This is a genomic window from Naasia sp. SYSU D00057, from assembly GCF_017916505.1.
Classification (GTDB): Bacteria; Actinomycetota; Actinomycetes; order Actinomycetales; family Microbacteriaceae; genus Naasia.
Genome location: NZ_JAFMSZ010000001.1, coordinates 466,206 through 485,928 on the forward strand (window position 1 = coordinate 466,206; position 19,723 = coordinate 485,928).

Sequence of the window (19,723 nt, forward strand, 5' to 3'; positions counted from 1 at the left end):
CTCCCGGTGCCTGAGGGACCACCGGGGTCGAGCGACGCGACACGCCCGAGCGCGGGAGGCGCCGACCCCGGTTTGGGTCGCGCTCCCACGGCTTCCCGCGAGTACCATCGCGGCCCATGGCGTTCGTCGAAGCGGCCGATCTCCACGTCACGTACCACCCGCGCAAGGCGCCGGAGGTGCGGGCGCTCGACGGCCTGAGCCTCGACGTGCCGGCGGGCACGGTGTTCGGGCTGCTCGGCCCGAACGGCGCGGGCAAGTCGACGACGGTGAAGGTCCTCACGACCCTGATCCGCGCCGACTCCGGCACCGCCCGCATCGACGGCATCGACGTGCGGGAGCATCCGGACGAGATCCGCCGGCGCATCGGGGTCTCCGGCCAGTACGCGGCCGTCGACGAGAACCTCAGCGCCATCGAGAACCTCGACATGGTCGGCCGGCTCTACCACCTGACCCGCGGCGACTCCCGGCGGCGAGCGGACGAGCTCGTCGAGCTGTTCGACCTCGGCGAGGCGAAGAACCGGCCGGTGAAGGGGTTCTCCGGCGGCATGCGCCGGCGCATCGACCTCGCGTGCGCGCTCGTGATCGCGCCCGCCGTGCTCTTCCTCGACGAGCCGACCACCGGCCTCGACCCGCGCAGCCGCCTCGGCATGTGGGAGGTGATCGAGCGCCTCGCCTCCACCGGCACGACGGTGCTGCTGACGACGCAGTACCTCGAGGAGGCGGACCGCCTCGCGGACGACATCGCGGTCATCGATCGGGGCAAGGTGATCGCGCGCGGCACCGCCGACGCGCTCAAGGCGCGGATCGGCGGCCGCCGGGTGCAGCTGACCCTCGTCTCGCCCGACGACCTCCCGGTCGCGCGGGCTGCGCTCGAGCGGGTGGGCACGGGGACGCCGGAGGTGTCGGCGGAGGGACGCGGCCTCAGCGTCACCGTCGCCGAGGGGGCCGCCGAGCTGTCGCGGGTCCTCGGCGAACTGGAGTCGGCCGGGGTCGCCCTCTACGACGCTGGCATGCAGCGGCCGACGCTCGACGACGTCTTCCTGCGGCTCACCGGACACATGGCCGCGGACGAGGACGGCCAGGAGACAGAGGGACGGAGGGCGTCGTGAGCGCCGAAGACACGATGCGGAGGCCCGGCGCGGCGGCGGTCGCCCCCCACCCGGTGATCGGGGCGGCGCCGGTCCCCCGCGAGCCGTCCCCGCTCGCCGCCTGGTTCTCGGACGGCTGGATCACGACGCGGCGCAACCTGATCAAGATCAAGCGCGTGCCGGACGTCCTCGTCTTCACCACGCTGCAGCCGATCATGTTCGTGCTGCTGTTCAGCTACGTCTACGCCGGCTCGATCGAGATCCCGGGCTCCGACTACAAGGAGTTCATCATGGCCGGGATCTTCGCCCAGACGGTCGTGTTCGGCGCCACGTGGTCCGGCTACGCGACCGCGCAGGACATCCGCGACGGCATCATCGACCGCTTCCGGACGCTGCCGATGCGGCCCTCCGCCGTGCTCGTCGGCCGGACCAACGGCGACCTCCTCATCAACTGCATCTCGATGGTGGTGATGATCGCCACCGGGCTGGTCGTCGGCTGGCGCGTGCGGTCGAGCCTGCTCGAGGGCGTCGCAGGTGTGCTGCTGCTGCTCGTGTTCGCCTATGCGCTGTCGTGGGTGTTCGTGTTCATCGGGCTCACCGTGCGCAGCCCCGAGGTGATCAACAACGTCTCGTTCATCGTCCTCTTCCCGATCACGTTCATCTCGAACGCGTTCGTGCCGAGCGAGAACCTGCCCACCCCGCTCCGGGTGTTCGCCGAGTGGAATCCGGTGTCCGCGCTGGTGCTCGCGGCGCGGCAGCTGTTCGGCAACATCCCGCCGCAGATGCAGGTCGGCGACACCTGGCCGCTGCAGAACCCCGTGCTGGCGGTGCTGATCGGCATCGTGGTGCTGCTCGCCGTCTTCGTGCCGCTCTCGGTGTGGCGATTCGGGCGGATCGGCAGCCGCGCCTGACGCGGGTCGCGCGGACGACGAGCGGCTGCAGACCGTCGCGAGTTGTCCGCCAGACCCGCGCGATCCCCTAGAAGGGAAGCAGCGGGTCGATCGCGACCGCGAGGAAGAGGAGCGTCAGGTAGGTGATCGAGGCGTGGAAGACGCGCATCGGGCGCGGCTCCTCCTCGCGGATCGCGAGCGCGTACAGGCGGTGCGTCTCGTAGACGAACCAGATGCCGGACGCGACCGCGGCGACCGTGTAGGTGATCCCCATCCCGGCGACGGGGATGAGCAGCAGCGAGCACGCGACCGTCGCCCACGCGTAGAGGATCGTCTGCAGGCCGACGGCCGCACGGGTGCGCACCACCGCGAGCATCGGCACTCCCACCGACTCGTAGTCGTCGCGGTACTTCATGGACAGCGGCCAGTAGTGCGGCGGCGTCCAGAGGAACACGACCGCGAACAGGATGAGCGGCGCCCAGTCGACACGCCCGGTGACCGCGGCCCAGCCGATCAGCACCGGGAAGCAGCCGGCGATGCCGCCCCAGATGATGTTCTGCTCGGTGCGGCGCTTCAGCCAGAGCGTGTAGACGAGCACGTAGAAGAGGATCGCCGCCACCGACAGGGCGGCCGCGAGCGGTGTGGTGAAGACGTAGAGCCACACCGTTGAGACGACGCCGAGGATCCAGGCGAACACGAGCGCCTCGCGCGGCGTCACCTCTCCGGTGACGAGCGGGCGGCGCTTCGTGCGGTGCATCACCGCGTCGATGTCGCGGTCGAAGTAGCAGTTGAAGACACCCGCCGATCCGGCGCTCAGCGCGCCGCCGAAGAGGGTCGCGAGCATCAGCCACGGGCTGGGGATGCCGTCGGCGGCGAGGATCATGACCGGGGCGGTCGTCACGAGCAGCAGCTCGATGACCCGCGGCTTCGTGAGCGCGAGGTAGGCCTTCGCCTTGGTGCCGAAAGGAATGCGACCGGGCCTCGGGCCCGCGCTCCGACCTTGCTCTACTGCTGTGCTCACCGCATCCGATTCTACGGTGCCGCGGCCGCATGACCCCGGACAGGGGCGGCGCTGTCAAGGCCGACCCCCCGGTGGAGGCGGTACCTATACTTGAACGGGCCTGAGACCGGGCCGTACAACTTCATGAAGAAGGGTCTTCACCCAGTGGCAGATTTCCAATGGGACCCCATTGACGACAAGGCAGTGGACACGGCGCGCATCCTCGCGGCTGACGCGGTGGAAGAGGCGGGCAATGGGCACCCGGGGACGGCCATGAGCCTCGCACCCGTCGCGCACCTGCTCTTCCAGAAGGTCATGCGCCGCGACCCGAGCGACAACGAGTGGCTGGGCCGCGACCGGTTCATCCTGTCCGCCGGGCACGCGTCGCTGTTCCAGTACGTGCAGTTCTACCTCGCCGGCTACGGCCTCGAGCTCGAGGACCTGCAGCACCTGCGCAAGTGGGGTTCGAAGACGCCCGGGCACCCGGAGTACGGCCACACCGACGGCATCGAGATCACCACCGGCCCGCTCGGCCAGGGCCTCGCCTCGGCCGTCGGCTTCGCCTACGCGTCGCGCTTCGAGCGCGGCCTGTTCGACCCGGATGCCGCTCCCGGCACCAGCCCCTTCGACCACTACGTGTACGTCGTCGCGGGCGACGGCGACCTGCAGGAGGGCATCACGAGCGAGGCCTCCTCGCTCGCCGGCCACCAGCAGCTCGGCAACCTCGTCGTCATCTACGACAGCAACCAGATCTCGATCGAGGACGACACCAACATCGCCTTCACCGAGGACGTGGCGCAGCGCTACGCGTCCTACGGCTGGCACGTCCAGACCGTCGACTGGAAGAAGACGGGCGAGTACGTCGAGGACGCCGCCGAGCTCTACCGCGCGATCGAGGCCGCGAAGGCCGAGACGGACAAGCCGTCGATCATCATCCTCAAGACGATCATCGGCTGGCCGAGCCCGAAGAAGCAGAACACCGGCAAGATCCACGGCTCCGCTCTGGGCGGCGACGAGCTCCGCGCGGTGAAGGAGGTCCTCGGCTTCGACCCCGAGAAGACCTTCGTCGTCGACGACGAGGTGCTCGCCCACACCCGCAAGGCTGTGGAGCGCGGCCAGGCCGAGCACGCCGAGTGGCGGAAGCAGTTCGACGCGTGGGCCGAGGCGAACCCCGAGCGCAAGGCGCTCCTCGACCGCCTGCTCTCCGGCGAGCTGCCCGAGGGGATCGAGGAGGCGCTGCCCGTCTTCCCGACCGACAAGGCCCTCTCCACGCGCGCCGCGTCCGGCAAGGTCATCAACGCGATCGCGCCGCTCATGCCCGAGTTCTGGGGCGGATCCGCCGACCTCGCCGAGTCGAACCTCACCACGATCACGGAGGGCGACTCGTTCGTGCCCGCCGAGTGGTCGACCCACGAGTGGACCGGCAACCCGTACGGCCGCGTGCTGCACTTCGGCATCCGCGAGCACGCGATGGGCGCCATCCTCAACGGCATCGTGCTGCACGGCAACACGCGCCCGTTCGGCGGCACGTTCCTCATCTTCAGCGACTACATGCGCCCGGCCGTCCGCCTGGCCGCGCTGATGAAGGCCCCGGCCATCTACGTGTGGACGCACGACTCCTTCGCCCTCGGCGAGGACGGCCCCACGCACCAGCCGATCGAGCAGCTCACCGCCCTCCGCGCCATCCCGGGCCTCGACGTCGTCCGTCCCGCGGACGCCAACGAGGTCGCGTGGGCGTGGAAGACGGTGCTCGAGCGCCGCAACGGGCCCGCGGGCCTCGCGCTCAGCCGCCAGAACCTGCCCGTCTTCGAGCGCGGCGAGGGCGACGCCGAGGGCGAGACCCTCGCGTCGGCCCGCAACGTCGCGCGCGGCGCGTACGTCCTCGCGGAGGCGCCGAACGGCACCCCCGACGTGATCTTCATCGCCACCGGCTCGGAGGTGCAGATCGCCCTCGCGGCCCGCGAGCAGCTGAAGGGCGAGGGCGTGAACGCCCGCGTCGTGTCGGCGCCGTGCCTCGAGTGGTTCGAGGAGCAGGACGAGGCCTACCGCGAGCAGGTCCTTCCGGCCGCCGTCAAGGCGCGCGTCTCGATCGAGGCGGGCATCGCCCTCGGCTGGCGCCCCTGGATCGGCGACGCCGGCCGCAGCGTGTCCATCGAGCACTTCGGCGCATCCGCCGACTACCAGGTGCTCTACGAGAAGTTCGGGTTCACCGCGGAGGCCGCTGTGGCCGCCGCAAAGGACTCCCTGGCCGCCCTCTGAGCGACCGCAACGCACACACGAAAGAGGGAATCGAGATGACCGACACGGCATCCTCCACCACCACCCCGACCGCCGCTCTCTCCGCGGCCGGCGTCAGCATCTGGCTCGACGACCTGTCCCGCGAGCTGCTCGACTCGGGCCGCCTGCAGGAGCTGATCGACACGCGCAACGTCGTCGGCGTGACGACGAACCCGACGATCTTCGCGTCGGCCCTTGCCAAGGGCGAGGCGTACGACGAGCAGGTCCGCGAGCTCGCCGCCGCCGGCACGGACGTCACGAGCGCGATCTTCGAGATCACCACCGCCGACGTGCAGCGCGCCTGCGACGTGTTCCGGCCGATCTACGACGCGACCGAGGGCTACGACGGCCGGGTGTCCATCGAGGTCACCCCGGGCGCCGCGCGCAACACCGAGGAGACCATCACCGAGGCCAAGGCGCTCTGGGCCAAGGTCGACCGCCCCAACGTGATGATCAAGATCCCCGCCACGAAGGAGGGGCTCCCTGCCATCACGGAGGCGATCGCGTCCGGGATCAGCGTCAACGTGACGCTCATCTTCAGCCTGCAGCGCTACGCCGAGGTCATCGCGGCCTACCTGACCGGTCTGGAGCGCGCCGCCGAGGCGGGCATCGACCTGTCGACCATCCACTCGGTCGCGTCGTTCTTCGTCTCCCGCGTGGACACCGAGATCGACAAGCGGCTCGACGCCATCGGCACCGACGAGGCGAAGGCGCTGAAGAGCCAGGCGGGCATCGCGAACGCGCGCCTCGCGTTCCAGCTCTTCGTCGAGGAGTTCGCCACGGAGCGCGCCCTCTCGCTGCAGGAGAAGGGCGCCAACCGTCAGCGCCCGCTGTGGGCCTCGACCGGCGTGAAGTCGCCGGAGCTGCCCGACACCCTCTACGTCGTCGAGCTCACCACCCACGGTGTGGTCAACACCATGCCGGGCAAGACGCTCGAGGCCACCTTCGACCACGGCGAGATCCAGGGCGACAAGGTCACCGGCGCCTACGCCGAGGCGAAGGGGACGATCGACGCGATCGGCTCGCTCGGGATCTCGATCGACGAGGTCACGCAGCAGCTCGAGGACGAGGGCGTCGACAAGTTCGTCGTCTCCTGGAACGAGCTCACCGAGACGGTCACGAAGGCGCTCGAGGGCGCCAAGTGAGCGTCCGGATCCTCGCCGGCGGAGCCGCGCGCGAGGCCGTCGACCGCGTCGTGCCGCAGCTCGTCGCGGACAAGGTCGCCTCGGGCATCACGGGTCAGGACCCCGACCTGTGGGGCGAGGCGGCCCAGTCCGAGGCCGCCAAGCGGCTCGGCTGGACCGAGGCCGTCGCGATCTCGCGGCCCCTCGTCGCCGAGATCGTCGCGCTCCGCGAGGAGCTGCGCGCCCGCGACGTCGACCACATCGTGCTCGGCGGCATGGGCGGCTCGTCCCTCGCGCCCGAGGTCATCACCCGGACCGCGGGCGTCGAGCTCACCGTGCTCGACTCCACCGATCCGGGCCAGGTGCTCTCGGCGCTGCAGGACCGCCTCGAGCGCACGGCCCTCGTCGTGTCCTCGAAGTCGGGCTCCACGGTCGAGACCGACAGCCAGCGCCGCGCCTACGAGAAGGCGTTCAGCGACGCCGGCATCGACCCGCGCGAGCGAATCATCGTCGTCACCGACCCGGGCTCCCCGCTCGACCAGTCGGCGCGCGAGGCCGGCTACCGCGTGTTCAACGCCGACCCGAACGTGGGCGGCCGCTTCTCGGCGCTCACCGCGTTCGGCCTCGTCCCCTCGGGGCTGGCGGGCGCCGACATCGCCGAGCTGCTCGACGAGGCCGAGTCCGAGCTCGTCTACCTCGCGGTCGACCAGGAGGACAACCCGGGGCTGATCCTCGGTGCGGCGATCGCGGGAGCGACGCCGCTCAAGGACAAGACGGGGATCGTCGCCGACGGCACCCACATCGTCGGCTTCGCCGACTGGGCCGAGCAGCTGGTCGCCGAGTCGACCGGCAAGGAGGGCACCGGGCTGCTGCCGGTCGTGCTCGACACGGACGCGCCGGAGCTCACCGACCGTCCGGAGGACCTGCAGGTCGTCCGGCTCGTCGACGAGGCCACCGTCAGCCGCCACTCCGAGGAGCTCGCGGCCGGCGAGGTCGTGATGAGCGGCACGCTCGGCGAGCTGATCCTCGTCTGGGAGTACGCCATCGCGGTCGCGGGCCGCCTGCTCGGCATCAACCCGTTCGACCAGCCGGACGTCGAGTCCGCGAAGGTGGCCGCGCGCGGCCTCCTCGACGCGCGTCCCGAGCCGACCGCGCCCGCCTTCACCGAGGGCGGCGTGGAGGTCCGCGGCACGGACGAGGTGCTCGCCGGTGTCACCGACCTGCGGGGTGCCGTAGAGGCGCTCCTCGCGCAGGTTGGCCCGACCGGCTACGTCTCCATCCAGGCGTACGTGGACCGGCTGGCGCTCCCCCGCCTCGCCGAGACGCGCGACCTCCTCGCGGCGCAGGCGCACCGTCCCGTCACCTTCGGGTGGGGTCCGCGGTTCCTGCACTCCACAGGGCAGTACCACAAGGGCGGCCCCGCCGTCGGCGTGTTCCTGCAGATCACCGCGGACGCGGCGACCGACGTGGAGATCCCCGGACGGCCGTTCACCTTCGGTCAACTCATCCAGGCCCAGGCCACCGGAGACGCCACCGTGCTCGCCGAGCACGGACGCCCGGTCCTGCGCCTCAACCTCACGTCCGACGCGGCAACGACGGCGCTGTTCGACGCACTCAACCCTCGAGCCTGACGGGCACTCCGCCCGTCCACGTCAAGGAGTCGTGCATGCCGGTCGCCATCACACCGGACTACAACCCTCTTCGCCTACCGTCCGACCGCCGTCTCAACCGCATCGCGGGGCCGAGCGGCCTGATCATCTTCGGGGTCACGGGTGACCTGTCCCGCAAGAAGCTCATGCCCGCCGTCTACGACCTCGCGAACCGCGGGCTGCTCCCGCCGGGCTTCGCGCTCGTCGGGTTCGCCCGTCGCGACTGGGAGGACCAGGACTTCGAGAAGATCGTCTACGACGCGGTCAAGCAGTACTCGCGCACGCCCTTCGACGAGGACGTGTGGAAGCAGCTGTCGCAGGGCATCCGGTTCGTGTCCGGCACCTTCGACGACGACGCGGCCTTCGACGAGCTGAAGCGCACGATCCACCAGCTCGACGCGGACCGGGGAACGATGGGCAACCACGCGTTCTACCTGTCGATCCCGCCGAAGGCCTTCCCGCAGGTCACGGAGCAGCTCCGCCGCTCCGGGCTCGCGGAGCCGAAGGACGGCGAGTGGCGCCGTGTCGTCATCGAGAAGCCGTTCGGCAGCGACCTCACGACGGCGCGCGAGCTGAACACGGTCGTCGAGTCGGTCTTCCCGGCCGACTCGGTCTTCCGGATCGACCACTACCTCGGCAAGGAGACGGTCCAGAACATCCTGGCGCTCCGGTTCGCGAACCAGCTCTACGAGCCCATCTGGAACGCGAACTACGTCGACCACGTGCAGATCACGATGGCCGAGGACATCGGCGTCGGCGGCCGTGCCGGATACTACGACGGCATCGGCGCGGCGCGGGACGTCATCCAGAACCACCTGCTCCAGCTGCTCGCCCTCACAGCGATGGAGGAGCCCGTCTCGTTCGACGCGCGCGACCTGCGCACGGAGAAGGAGAAGGTGCTCTCCGCGGTGCGCCTGCCGAAGGACCTGTCCCTGTCCACGGCGCGGGGTCAGTACTCCGGCGGCTGGCAGGGCGGTGAGAAGGTCGTCGGCTTCCTCGACGAGGAGGGGATGAACCCCCAGTCGGTCACGGAGACCTACGCGGCGATGCGCCTCGACATCGACACGCGCCGCTGGTCGGGCGTGCCGTTCTACCTCCGTGCCGGCAAGCGCCTCGGCCGCCGCGTCACCGAGATCGCCGTCGTGTTCAAGCGCGCCCCGCAGTACCTCTTCGCCGAGGCGCAGACCACGATGCTCGGTCAGAACGCGCTCGTCATCCGGGTGCAGCCCGACGAGGGCGTGACGATCCGGTCCGGCTCGAAGGTGCCGGGTGCCGGCATGCAGGTCCGCGACGTCACCATGGACTTCGGCTACGGCCACGCGTTCACGGAGGCGTCCCCGGAGGCGTACGAGCGCCTGATCCTCGACGTGCTGCTCGGTGAGCCCCCGCTCTTCCCGCGGCACCAGGAGGTCGAGCTGTCCTGGAAGATCCTCGACCCGGTCGAGGAGTTCTGGTCCACGCAGGGCCAGCCCGAGCAGTACTACCCGGGCACCTGGGGCCCCGCTTCGGCGGACGCCCTGATGGCCCGTGACGGCAGAAGCTGGAGAAGGCCGTGATCGTCGACCTGCCCAACACCACCACCGCCGGCGTCTCGAAGGCGCTCGTGAAGATCCGCGAGGAGGGCGGCGCAGTCGCGCTCGGCCGCGTCCTCACCCTCGTGATCGCCGCCGAGTCGGGGCGCGAGGAGGAGGCGATCGAGGCGGCGAACGACGCCTCCCGAGAGCACCCGATGCGCGTCATCGTCATCTCGCACGACGAGGACAGCCGGTCGGACACCGCGCCCCGGGTCGACGGGCAGATCCGGGTCGGCGGCGACGCCGGCGCGAGCGAGGTCGTCGTGCTGCGCGCGTTCGGTGAGGCCGCGAGCCATGAGGAGACCCTCGTCACCGGTCTGCTCCTCCCCGACGCGCCGGTCGTCGCCTGGTGGCCCGGCGTCGCCCCCGACGTGGTCTCCCAGTCCCCCATCGGCCGGATCGCGACCCGGCGGATCACCGACGCGTCGACGCAGCCGAACCCGCTCGGGTTCCTGAACCACCTGTCGAGCACCTACGCACCCGGCGACACCGACTTCGCGTGGACGCGCCTCACCCTGTGGCGCGCTCAGCTGGCCGCGGTGCTCGACCAGCCGCCGTACGAGCCGGTGATCGGCGTCGAGGTGCACGGTGCGGAGGACTCCCCCTCGACCGCGCTGCTCGCCGCCTGGCTCGGCCTGCAGCTCGAGGTCCCGGTCAGCCACGAGGTGTCGATCCGCGCCACCGGCTCGAGCGGCATCCACGCCGTCCGCCTGGTGCGCCGCTCGGGCATCATCGAGCTCGACCGCCCGGAGGGCAACATCGCGACCCTCGAGCAGCCCGGGAAGCCGACGCACGACGTGTCGCTCCCCCGCCGCAGCCTCCGCGACTGCCTCGCCGAGGAGCTGCGCCGGCTGGGCCCGGACGACCTCTACGGCGACGTGATTCGCCGCGGCCTGCCGCGCCTCCGCGGGCCCGTGCACGTGGATGCTGAGCCGATCGGGGCCGGTGCTAGTGTGGCGACACCCTCGAAAGGTGGCCAGAGTTGACCAACGAACGCCGAGTCATCGTCCACCCGGACACGGAGTCCCTCGTCGGATCCGTGGCCGCACGGTGCATCACGAAGCTCGTCGATCTCCTCGATGAGAACGACGAGGCGCACGTGGTGCTGACCGGCGGCGGCATGGGCGGCGAGACTCAGCGGGCCATCCGCGACTCCGCCGCGCGCGACACGGTCGACTGGACGCGCGTGCACTTCTGGTGGGGCGACGAGCGGTTCCTGCCCGCCGGCGATCCGGAGCGCAACGACGTGCAGGCCCGCGCGGCCCTCCTCGACGCGCTGCCGACACCGGCCTCGAACATCCACGCGTTCCCGGCGAGCGACGAGATCCCCGACATCGACGAGGCGGCCGCAGCGTACGCCGACCAGCTGATGCTCGCGGCGCCGGAGGGCGAGAGCGTCCCCCGCTTCGACATCACGTTCCTCGGCGTGGGCCCGGACGGGCACGTCGCGTCGCTCTTCCCCGACCGGGAGCGCGTGATGGACCGCGTCGTCGCCGCGGTGCGCAACGCGCCGAAGCCGCCGCCGGACCGGCTGACCCTCACGCTCCCGACGATCAACACATCGGACCGCATCTGGATGGTCCTGGCCGGCTCGGACAAGGCGTCCGCCCTCGGCCTGGCACTCGCGGGCGCGACCGCGAACGAGGTGCCCGCCGCCGGCGTCCAGGGCCGCAAGCGCACGGTGTTCTTCGTGGACAAGAAGGCCGCGGCCGACGTCCCCGAGTCCCTCATCGCCAGCTCCTACTGAGCGCGCGAAGGGCCCCCGACCACGCGGTCGGGGGCCCTTCGTCGTTCCCCGGCCCCGGTGGTTGAGGAGGCCGCGCAGCGGCCGTTTCGAAACCGCGCGACCTGCGTCGAGAACCCAGCGACGCTCGTGGCTGAGTCCGGAGACAAGGTTGCCTGATTTCGAAGCTCCTATTGCGTCAAGGCCTGGAGCACGGGGTGGATTTCGCGGACCAGGTGTCGTTTGAGGAGGCGGATGGCGTCTCGTTTGGTCTTGCCGCGGGCCATGGTGCGGGCGATGTAATCGACGGTTCTGGGGTCGCGGCGTAGTCGGCCGAGGGCGATGCGGTGGATGGCGGCGTTGCCGTCGCGGTTGCCGCCCCGGTCGCAGCGGAACCTGGAGCTGTTGCCCGAGGACACCGGAACCGGGGCGATGCCGAAGAGATGCGCCAGGGCTGCCTCGGTGGGGATTCGGCGGGTGTTCTGCCCGGCGGCGACCAGCAGGGCGGCGGCGGTGTCCGGGCCGATCGCGGGGATCGCCAGCAGGGTGGGTGCGGCCTGCTCGAGCAGCGCCTGCAGCTGCTGTTGGAGCTGGCGGGCCTGGTTCCGGCAGTCCAGCCAGCGGGCGGCATGCAGGGCGAGGACGCTGCCCAGCGCCGCGCTGACCGGGTCAGTGGTCGCGGGCCGGGACGATGCAAGGGCTTGGGCCAGGCGCAGTGCGGTGGGCTGCCGGAACTGCTCCCGAAACTCGGCCGGCGAGGTGACCAGAAAGGTGCGGATCTGGTTCATGATCTGGGTCTGTTGGCGCACCACCAGGCGCCGGGTGTCGCGCAGCAGCCGGATCGCCTGGACCACCCCGGTGCTGTCTTTGGGGACTGCGGTCGCGCGGCCGCTGAGCGCGGCGCGGGCGGCGGTGAACGCGTCCGCGGTGTCGGTCTTTCCCCGCCGGCGCCGGTCGGACTTGTCCCCCGGACTGGTCTCGACCACCCGCCAACCCCGTTCCAGCAGGAACCTGGTCAGCGCCGCCCCATAGGAGCTGGTGCCCTCCACCGCCGCGACCTCGACCGGGCCGAACGCCTCGACCCAGTCCGCGAGCTGCCAATAGCCGGCCGGGGTGGCTGGGAAGGACCGGTCGGCCAGCTCCCGGCCGGTCCGGTCGAGGACCGCGGCGTGATGCCGGTCCCGGTGGGTGTCGACACCGACGAACACGCCCTGGGCTGGTGAAGCCTGGTTTGTCATCATTGACCTGCCTCTCGAGAAGGTGAAAGGCGCAGGCCGGGGCGAGCAGACAACTCAGTGAACAGGGCTTGTTGCCGCAGGCTCCTATCAAGTCATGAACGTCCCGGTCTGCGCTGCTTCAGCGCCCGGACGGGCCGACACTTCGAAATCGAGACAGCCCAACAGGCGTCAGAGACACACCACAGTCAGACCCGCCCGGAACGCCACCATCACATCACTGAGACGCCCGCTGCGCGGGCTCCTCAATCACCGGAGAACCGGAGTCCGGGCGCATGAAGAAGGCCCCCGACCGTCGTGGTCGGGGGCCTTCTTCGGGTCCGTCCTAGCTCTGGGCCGGGATCTTCCCGCGGCGGATGCGGAGCTGCGTGAGCGCCTCCTCGAGCAGCTGTGCCGCCTCCTCCTCGGTGCGACGCTCCTTCACGTACGCGAGGTGCGTCTTGTAGGGCTCCGTCTTCTGGACGGCGGGAGGGTTGTCCTTGTCGCGACCCGCGGGCAGACCGCTCGACGGCGAGTCGATCACGTCCGGGATCTCCTCCGCCGGGAGGTTCGCGGCGAAGTAGCGGACGGTCTCGTTGCCGAGCGCGTCCCAGTACGACACGGCCACACGCTCGGCGTGGAAGCCGTGGTCCTGCTCTCCCATGGGTCCTGCGCCGACGCGGGAACCGCGGATCGCGCTGCCTCCTGATGCCATTTACTCCCCCTGGGGTGTGCGACGGGGCGTCAGGCGCCGACGTCGAATCGGGTGATGAGGCCCAGCACAACGATGCAGGCCACCCAGACGAGTCCGAGCACCACGGTGATGCGGTTGAGGTTGCGCTCCGCAACGCCCGAGGCGCCGAGGTTCGAGGTGACGCCGCCGCCGAACATGTCGGAGAGGCCGCCACCGCGTCCGCGGTGCAGCAGGATCAGCATGGTCAGCAGCAGGCTGGTGATGCCGAGCACCACCTGGAGCACGACCGCGAGGATCTCCACGCATTGCCTTTCGTCTGGCGGCCCGGCAGCGCCGGACCGATGTTGAGTATAAGCACAGGTTTGTGTGCACCGCCGTTCGCCGCACCTGGTCGGGCGCGGAGTCGAGCGGCGGGGATACCCTCCAGGCTACCGGCTCGCGCTGCTGAGGACGTCCGTGGCCGCGATCTTCAGGGTTCCGCCCTCGTCGACGAAGCGGTAGGCGGTGAGCTCGTCGACCACGCTGCCGTTCGTGTAGGTGTACGTGACGACAGCCTGCGCGCCATCCGGCGGACTCGCGGTGACCTCGCTCACCGACACCGCGCTGACCCCGCTCCAGAACTCCTCGTACCCGCCGCGACCGCCGGCGTGGTTCTCCTGGTAGTCGACCGTCATCAGCGGCCACGCCGCGTCCCGGTTGCCCGGCATCAGCCCGTAGTACCCGGTGACCGCCTGCACCAGGCGCTCCTCCTGCGTCGGAGGCGGAGGCGTCGGTGTGGGTGCCGGCGCGGAGGGGGTCGGTTCGGCCGAGGGGGTGGCGGCGGGCTCCTCGCCCGGCTCCTCTGTCGGCTCCTCCGTCGGCTCCTCCGTCGCCTGCTCGCTCGGCGCGGCCGATGGGCTCTCGGAGGAGGGCGCGCCCGCTCCCCCGGCCTCGCCGTCTCCGCCGGTGGGGATCACCCGGGACAGCAGCAGACCGCCGACGACCAGCACGAGGACGGCGGCGACGGCGAGGATCGCGATGAGCGCGCCGCGACGCCGGCGGGGGTTCTCCTCCGCGGTGGCCGTTGCGGCGGTGGCCGTTGCGGCGGCGGTCGGGACGGCGGCCGCGGGGCGGGGTGCCGGCTCCTGCACCGGAAGCCGTGCGGTGGCGGGGGCGGCGGGCGTGCGGGTGGGCTCCGGCGGGACCGGAGGCAGCGGGCGCCTCGGCGCCGCGGTGGTCGGTGCAGGAGGCGCGGCGGAATCAGCGGGATCACTGTCCGGCTCGGGTTCGGAAACGGGCTCGGGCTCCGGCTCGGTGGCGGCTCGGCCGCTCAGCCCCAGGGCCGCGAGACCGTCGTGCTCCTCGCCCGACGCGTCATCCGTCACGGGTTCCCCGAGGCGCTGGTACGGCGCGTCGTCGGCGCTCTGTGCGGGCGGCGCCGGTGGCGGCTCGGCTGCGGCTTCCTCGCCGGCGTCGGGCGCGTCGTCCGCCGCCACGGCGTCGGGCAGGACCGCTGTGGCGGCGTGCTCGCGGCGGGCCTGCTCGGCGAGCTCGGCGAGGTGCGTAGCGGCGTCCTGCATGGTCGGCCGGTCGGCGGGCTCGGGAGAGAGCATGGCCGTGACGAGCGGGGCGAGCGGGCCGCTGCGGGTCGGCGGGTCGAAGCTGCCGGTGGCGACGCGGTGCAGCAGCGCGATCGAGTTGGTGTCCATGCCGAACGGCGGGGCGCCTTCGACGGCGGCGTAGAGGGTGGAGCCGAGGGAGAAGACGTCGGAGGCGAAGTCGGGCCGGCTGCCGCGGGCGACCTCCGGGGCCAGGTAGGCCGGGGTGCCGTGCACCAGTCCGGTCGAGGTGACGGTCGAGTCGCCGGTCGCGTGCGAGATGCCGAAGTCGCTGATCAGCGCGCTGCCCTGCTCGTCGAGCAGGATGTTGCCGGGCTTCACGTCGCGATGCACGATGCCGAGCCGGTGCGCGGCGGCGAGGGCCGACGCCACGTCGGCGCCGATCCGCGCCGCGTCGCCGGGGGTGAGCGGCCCGCGCTCCCGGATGACCGCCGACAGCGGGGTGGACGGGAGATACTGCATGATGAGGCAGGGCTGCCCCTCGTGCTCGACGGCGTCGAACACGGGCACCGCATGCGGGTGGTGCAGCCGGGCGGTGATGCGGGCCTCGCGCATCGCGCGCTTCCGGGCGGCCTTCGCCTCGGCCTCGGTGACGCCGAGCTCGGTGCGCAGCTGCTTCACCGCGACGGGCCGCTCGAGGACCTCGTCCCACCCTTCCCAGACCACGCCCATGCCGCCGGTCGCGATGAGCCGGACGAGCCGGTAGCGCCCGGCGAGGAGGGCCTGCGGGGCTGTCACCGAGCTCCCCTTTCCGCAGTCGAGGTGGAACGAGCCTACGACCGTCGGCGGCACCCCTCCGACGGCTCGACCCGCCTCACGTGGCGTGGTAGGCGGCAGCGGCGCGGGGTCCGCGTGCGTCCCTTCGGCAGGACCACGGATGCCTCGAGCTCCTGCCCGCGGGACCTGCTCCTTCAGCAGGCGCAGAGACACCTCAGCAGGAGCAACCTGGGCGGTTCCTCCTGCTGAGGATGCGGGGCGCCTGCCGAGGCGGCCCCCGAGTTCGGAGCGCTAGGCGCCGACGTGCTTGCGGAAGCGGACGATGCTCGAGAACTCCTTGAGGTCGAGGCTCGCCCCGCCGACGAGCGCGCCGTCGACGTTCGGCTCCCGCAGGAAGCCCGCGATGTTCGCGGCCTTGACCGAGCCGCCGTAGAGGATCCGGGTCGCGGCCGCGGTCTCGGGCGAGAGCACCTCGCCGAGGAGGCCGCGCAGCGCGGCGGCGACCTGCTCCGCCTGCTCGGGCGACGCCGCCTGGCCGGAGCCGATGGCCCAGACCGGCTCGTACGCCACCACGATCTCCGAGTCGGCGGGCACGCCGGCCAGCGCGTCGCGCAGCTGCTTGACCGGGACGGCGCTCGGGCCGAAGGCCTCCAGGTCCTCGGCGGTCTCGCCGACGCAGATGATCGGGACGAGCTTGTGCCGGAGGGCCGCCTGCACCTTCGCCGCCACGACCTCGTCGGTCTCGGCGTGGTAGGAGCGGCGCTCGGAGTGGCCGATCAGCACGTACTTCGACTCGAGGGCCGCGAGGAACGCGCCGGACACCTCCCCCGTGTACGCGCCCGAGTCGTGCTGCGACAGGTCCTGCCCGCCGAACTCGATCTCGTACTTGTCGGCCGAGATGAGCGTCTGCACGGAGCGCAGATCGGTGAAGGGCGGGAAGATCGCGACCTCGGTCTCCCGGTAGTCGTGCCCCGCGTCCTTCAGCGTCCACGCCAGCTTCTGCACGAACGCGATCGCCTGGAGGTGGTCGAGGTTCATCTTCCAGTTCCCCGCGATCAGGGGAACGCGACCGGTCACGCCTGCCATCCGAGGACCTCCAGTCCGGGAAGCGTCTTGCCCTCGAGGAACTCGAGGCTCGCCCCGCCGCCCGTCGAGATGTGGCCGAACTGGGCGTCCTCGAAGCCGAGGGCGCGGACGGCCGCGGCCGAGTCGCCGCCGCCGACGACGGAGAGCCCGTCGACCCGCGTGAGCGCCTCGGCGACCGTGCGGGTGCCCGCGGCGAACTCGGGGAACTCGAACACGCCCATGGGGCCGTTCCAGAACACCGTCTTCGAGGAGGCCACGATGTCGGCGAACTCCGCCGCCGTCTCGGGGCCGATGTCGAGGCCGATGCCGTCCGCGCCGAAGCCGGTCTGCTCGATGCGGTCGATGCGGACCGTCTCGTGCGCCGCGTCGGCGGCGAACCTCTCGGCGACCTCGACATCCGTGGGCAGCACCAGGTTCACCCCGAGCTCCTCCGCACGGCGGAGGTACTCGCGCACCGTGTCGAGCTGGTCCTGCTCGAGCAGGCTCTTGCCCACCGGGTGGCCCTGAGCCGCGAGGAAGGTGAAGAGCATGCCGCCGCCGATCAGCAGCGAGTCCACCCGCGGCAGCAGGTGGTCGATGACGCCCAGCTTGTCGCTGACCTTCGAGCCGCCGAGCACCACGGTGTAGGGCTTCGCGGGGCTCTCGGTGAGGCGGTCGAGCACCTCGAGCTCGGACGCGACGAGCGAGCCGGCGGCGCTCGGCAGCGCCTGGGCCAGCTCGTAGACGCTCGTGTGCTTGCGGTGCACGACGCCGAAGCCGTCGGAGACGAAGGCGGTGCCGAAGCGGGCGAGCTCGCGAGCGAACTCCTCGCGCTCCCCCGCGTCCTTGCTCGTCTCCCGCGGGTCGAACCGCAGGTTCTCGAGCAGGAGCACCTCGCCGTCGGCGAGGTCGGGGCTCGTGTCGGCGGGAGCGCCGTCGGCGAACCGGACGGGGCGGCCGAGCAGCTCGCTGAGCCGGTCGGCGACCGGCCGCAGGCTGTACTTCGCCTCCGGCTTGCCGTCCGGCCTGCCGAGGTGAGAGATGACGGTCACGCGGGCGCCCTGCTCCAGCAGGGCGTTCAGCGTGGTGAGGGACGCGCGGATGCGGCCGTCGTCCGTGATGACCCCGTCCTTCAGAGGGACGTTGAGGTCACACCGGACGACGACCGCAGTGCCGGCGAGCGACCCTAGCGATTCGAGGGTGCGGAGCGCCATGGAGGTGTCGATCAGAGCCGCTCGGCGACGTACTCGGTGAGGTCGACGAGGCGGTTGGAGTAGCCCCACTCGTTGTCGTACCAGGCCGACAGCTTGACCTGGTTGCCCAGGACGCGGAGCAGGCCGGAGTCGAAGATCGACGAGTGCGGGTCGGTGACGATGTCCGACGAGACGATTTCATCCTCGGTGTACTTGAGGATGCCCTTGAGGTAGCCGTTCGCGGCCTCCTGGTAGGCGGCCTTGATGTCGTCGACGCTCACGCTCTTCGACGCCTCGACCGTGAGGTCGGTGACCGAGCCGGTGGGCACCGGGACGCGGAGGGCGAAGCCGTCGAGCTTGCCCTTCAGCTCGGGGAGCACGAGGCCGATCGCCTTGGCGGCACCGGTCGAGGTGGGGACGATGTTGATCGCGGCGGCGCGGGCGCGGCGGAGGTCCTTGTGGGGTCCGTCCTGCAGGTTCTGGTCCGCGGTGTAGGCGTGGACGGTCGTCATGAGGCCGCGCTCGATGCCGAACTCGTCGTTGAACACCTTCGCGAGAGGCGCCAGGCAGTTCGTGGTGCAGGACGCGTTCGAGATGATGTTGTGCGTCGCCGGGTCGTACGTCTCGTGGTTGACGCCCATCACGAAGGTCGCGTCCTCGCCGGTCGCCGGCGCGGAGATGAGGACCTTCTTGGCGCCCGCCTCGATGTGCTTGCGCGCGTCCTCGGCCTTGGTGAAGCGGCCGGTGGACTCGATGACGATGTCGACGCCGAGGTCGCCCCAGCCGAGGGCGGCGGGGTCGCGCTGCTCGAGGACCTTGATCGGCTTGCCGCCGACGACGATCGAGTCGCCCTCGAGCGTCACGTCCGCGTCCAGACGGCCGGTGATCGAGTCGTACTTCAGCAGGTGGGCGAGCGCCGCGTTGTCGGTGAGGTCGTTCACCGCGACGATCTCGAGCTCGCTCCCCTTGGCGAGGGCGGCGCGGAAGTAATTGCGGCCGATGCGGCCGAAACCGTTGATGCCGACACGTACCAAGAAAATCTCCTGACGACGGGGCGCCACTGGGACGCCGTGTTGATGGGGCTGCGGCGGTGCGCCGCAGGCGTCTCGGGACGGGCCCCCGAAGCGGGAGCCCGTCCACCGAGCCTAGTCCCCGGACGGGAGCCGCGGACCGCGCGGCCCGTGCCCCCGAATCCCGGGAGCTGGTGCTACGACAGGGTGAGCAGTCCGCCCGCGCCTGCCCGAGCCGCCTCGAAGCGCTGCTGGACGTTCGCCCAGTTGACGACGTTCCACCACGCCTTCACGTAGTCGGGGCGGACGTTCTTGTAGTCGAGGTAGTAGGCGTGCTCCCACACGTCGAGCATGAGCAGCGGGATGCTGAAGGCGGGGATGTTGTCCTGCTGGTTGAACAGCTGCTCGATGACGATGTTGCCGCCGATGGTGTCGTAGGCGAGGAGCGCCCAGCCGGAGCCCTGCACGCCCACCGCGGCGGCCGTGAAGTGCGCCTGGAACTTGTCGAAGGAGCCGAAGCCGTCGTCGATCGCCGCGGCGAGCTCGCCGGTGGGCCGGTCGCCGCCGTCGGGCGACATGTTGGTCCAGAAGATGGAGTGGTTCACGTGACCGCCCAGGTTGAAGGACAGGTCCTTCTCGAGCTTGTTGATGTTCGCGAGGTTGCCGGAGTCCCGGGCCTCCGCCATCTGGGCGAGGGCGGTGTTCGCGCCGTTCACGTAGGTCTGGTGGTGCTTGCTGTGGTGCAGCTCCATGATCGTCGCGCTGATGTGCGGCTGCAGTGCCCCGTAGTCGTACGGAAGCTCGGGAAGCGTGTACTCGGCCATATCCAGTCGTCTCCTCTCGTCGCCCCGGAAGGGCTCTCTCGGAGAGTCCTCCGGGTCGTCCTCAGTCTATTGAGGCGCGAGGG

The 19,723-nt window shown here is 71.0% G+C and carries 17 protein-coding genes; 8 read left to right on the forward strand and 9 right to left on the reverse strand.

Annotated elements, in window-relative coordinates:
• Positions 1-116: 116 nt before the first annotated feature.
• Together J3P36_RS02215 and J3P36_RS02220 are read left to right on the forward strand one after the other, a co-directional pair.
• The gene (locus J3P36_RS02215; protein ID WP_210505630.1) at positions 117-1,109 is read left to right on the forward strand and encodes an ATP-binding cassette domain-containing protein; all 993 of its coding nucleotides are present in this window, start codon (positions 117-119) and stop codon (positions 1,107-1,109) included.
• A complete protein-coding gene (locus J3P36_RS02220) occupies positions 1,106-1,999 on the forward strand; it encodes an ABC transporter permease (protein WP_307806918.1) in 894 nt (297 codons plus the stop codon). Before J3P36_RS02215 ends, J3P36_RS02220 begins: the two co-directional genes overlap by 4 nt.
• Positions 2,000-2,066: 67 nt before the next feature.
• Here J3P36_RS02220 and J3P36_RS02225 read toward each other — a convergent pair whose 3' ends face one another.
• Complete coding sequence (locus J3P36_RS02225; RefSeq protein ID WP_210506554.1) at positions 2,067-2,948, reverse strand: heme o synthase; 882 nt, start codon at positions 2,946-2,948, stop codon at positions 2,067-2,069.
• Between the two features lie 195 nt (positions 2,949-3,143).
• Between J3P36_RS02225 and tkt the strand changes: the two genes are divergently transcribed.
• From tkt to pgl, 6 genes are read left to right on the forward strand one after another with little or no spacing between them, the layout of a single operon-like run.
• On the forward strand, positions 3,144-5,237 hold the full coding sequence (tkt, locus tag J3P36_RS02230; RefSeq protein WP_210505631.1) for a transketolase: 2,094 nt from the start codon (positions 3,144-3,146) through the stop codon (positions 5,235-5,237).
• 35 nt (positions 5,238-5,272) lie between these two features.
• Positions 5,273-6,400 (forward strand): transaldolase, encoded by a 1,128-nt coding sequence (gene tal / locus J3P36_RS02235; protein WP_210505632.1) that lies wholly within the window; start codon positions 5,273-5,275, stop codon positions 6,398-6,400.
• The gene (locus tag J3P36_RS02240) at positions 6,397-8,010 is read left to right on the forward strand and encodes a glucose-6-phosphate isomerase (protein ID WP_210505633.1); all 1,614 of its coding nucleotides are present in this window, start codon (positions 6,397-6,399) and stop codon (positions 8,008-8,010) included. Before tal ends, J3P36_RS02240 begins: the two co-directional genes overlap by 4 nt.
• Positions 8,011-8,045: 35 nt before the next feature.
• Positions 8,046-9,584, forward strand: a complete 1,539-nt coding sequence (gene zwf / locus J3P36_RS02245; protein ID WP_210505634.1) for a glucose-6-phosphate dehydrogenase — start codon at positions 8,046-8,048, stop codon at positions 9,582-9,584.
• On the forward strand, positions 9,581-10,588 hold the full coding sequence (locus tag J3P36_RS02250; RefSeq protein WP_210505635.1) for a glucose-6-phosphate dehydrogenase assembly protein OpcA: 1,008 nt from the start codon (positions 9,581-9,583) through the stop codon (positions 10,586-10,588). The genes zwf and J3P36_RS02250 overlap by 4 nt, the downstream gene beginning before the upstream one ends.
• Positions 10,585-11,349, forward strand: coding sequence for a 6-phosphogluconolactonase (gene pgl, locus J3P36_RS02255; RefSeq protein WP_210505636.1), 765 nt, complete (start codon positions 10,585-10,587; stop codon positions 11,347-11,349). Before J3P36_RS02250 ends, pgl begins: the two co-directional genes overlap by 4 nt.
• 167 nt (positions 11,350-11,516) lie before the next feature.
• Here pgl and J3P36_RS02260 read toward each other — a convergent pair whose 3' ends face one another.
• From J3P36_RS02260 to J3P36_RS02295, 8 genes are all read right to left on the reverse strand, one after another.
• Entirely contained in the window at positions 11,517-12,566 is a 1,050-nt protein-coding gene (locus J3P36_RS02260) for an IS110 family transposase (RefSeq protein ID WP_210505637.1), read from the reverse strand.
• Positions 12,567-12,885: 319 nt separating this feature from the next.
• Entirely contained in the window at positions 12,886-13,254 is a 369-nt protein-coding gene (locus J3P36_RS02265; RefSeq protein ID WP_210505638.1) for an RNA polymerase-binding protein RbpA, read from the reverse strand.
• Positions 13,255-13,283: 29 nt separating this feature from the next.
• Positions 13,284-13,535 (reverse strand): preprotein translocase subunit SecG, encoded by a 252-nt coding sequence (gene secG / locus J3P36_RS02270; protein ID WP_210505639.1) that lies wholly within the window; start codon positions 13,533-13,535, stop codon positions 13,284-13,286.
• A 126-nt stretch (positions 13,536-13,661) separates the two neighbouring features.
• Entirely contained in the window at positions 13,662-15,569 is a 1,908-nt protein-coding gene (locus J3P36_RS16505) for a serine/threonine-protein kinase (protein WP_210505640.1), read from the reverse strand.
• 270 nt (positions 15,570-15,839) lie between these two features.
• The gene (tpiA, locus tag J3P36_RS02280) at positions 15,840-16,634 is read right to left on the reverse strand and encodes a triose-phosphate isomerase (protein WP_210505641.1); all 795 of its coding nucleotides are present in this window, start codon (positions 16,632-16,634) and stop codon (positions 15,840-15,842) included.
• A complete protein-coding gene (pgk, locus tag J3P36_RS02285) occupies positions 16,622-17,827 on the reverse strand; it encodes a phosphoglycerate kinase (protein ID WP_210505642.1) in 1,206 nt (401 codons plus the stop codon). The genes tpiA and pgk overlap by 13 nt, the downstream gene beginning before the upstream one ends.
• 11 nt (positions 17,828-17,838) lie before the next feature.
• On the reverse strand, positions 17,839-18,840 hold the full coding sequence (gene gap / locus J3P36_RS02290) for a type I glyceraldehyde-3-phosphate dehydrogenase (protein ID WP_210505643.1): 1,002 nt from the start codon (positions 18,838-18,840) through the stop codon (positions 17,839-17,841).
• 173 nt (positions 18,841-19,013) lie between these two features.
• Entirely contained in the window at positions 19,014-19,640 is a 627-nt protein-coding gene (locus J3P36_RS02295) for a superoxide dismutase (protein WP_210505644.1), read from the reverse strand.
• Positions 19,641-19,723 lie beyond the last annotated feature (83 nt).

What these genes read in the sequence shown, in the direction of transcription:
- J3P36_RS02215 (WP_210505630.1), top strand. Translation starts at nt 117, where the DNA reads ATGGCGTTCGTCGAAGCGGCCGATCTCCACGTCACGTACCACCCGCGC.
- tal (WP_210505632.1), top strand. Translation starts at nt 5,273, where the DNA reads ATGACCGACACGGCATCCTCCACCACCACCCCGACCGCCGCTCTCTCC.
- zwf (WP_210505634.1), top strand. Translation starts at nt 8,046, where the DNA reads ATGCCGGTCGCCATCACACCGGACTACAACCCTCTTCGCCTACCGTCC.
- J3P36_RS02260 (WP_210505637.1), bottom strand. Translation starts at nt 12,566, where the DNA reads ATGATGACAAACCAGGCTTCACCAGCCCAGGGCGTGTTCGTCGGTGTC.
- J3P36_RS02265 (WP_210505638.1), bottom strand. Translation starts at nt 13,254, where the DNA reads ATGGCATCAGGAGGCAGCGCGATCCGCGGTTCCCGCGTCGGCGCAGGA.
- tpiA (WP_210505641.1), bottom strand. Translation starts at nt 16,634, where the DNA reads ATGGCAGGCGTGACCGGTCGCGTTCCCCTGATCGCGGGGAACTGGAAG.
- pgk (WP_210505642.1), bottom strand. Translation starts at nt 17,827, where the DNA reads ATGGCGCTCCGCACCCTCGAATCGCTAGGGTCGCTCGCCGGCACTGCG.
- J3P36_RS02295 (WP_210505644.1), bottom strand. Translation starts at nt 19,640, where the DNA reads ATGGCCGAGTACACGCTTCCCGAGCTTCCGTACGACTACGGGGCACTG.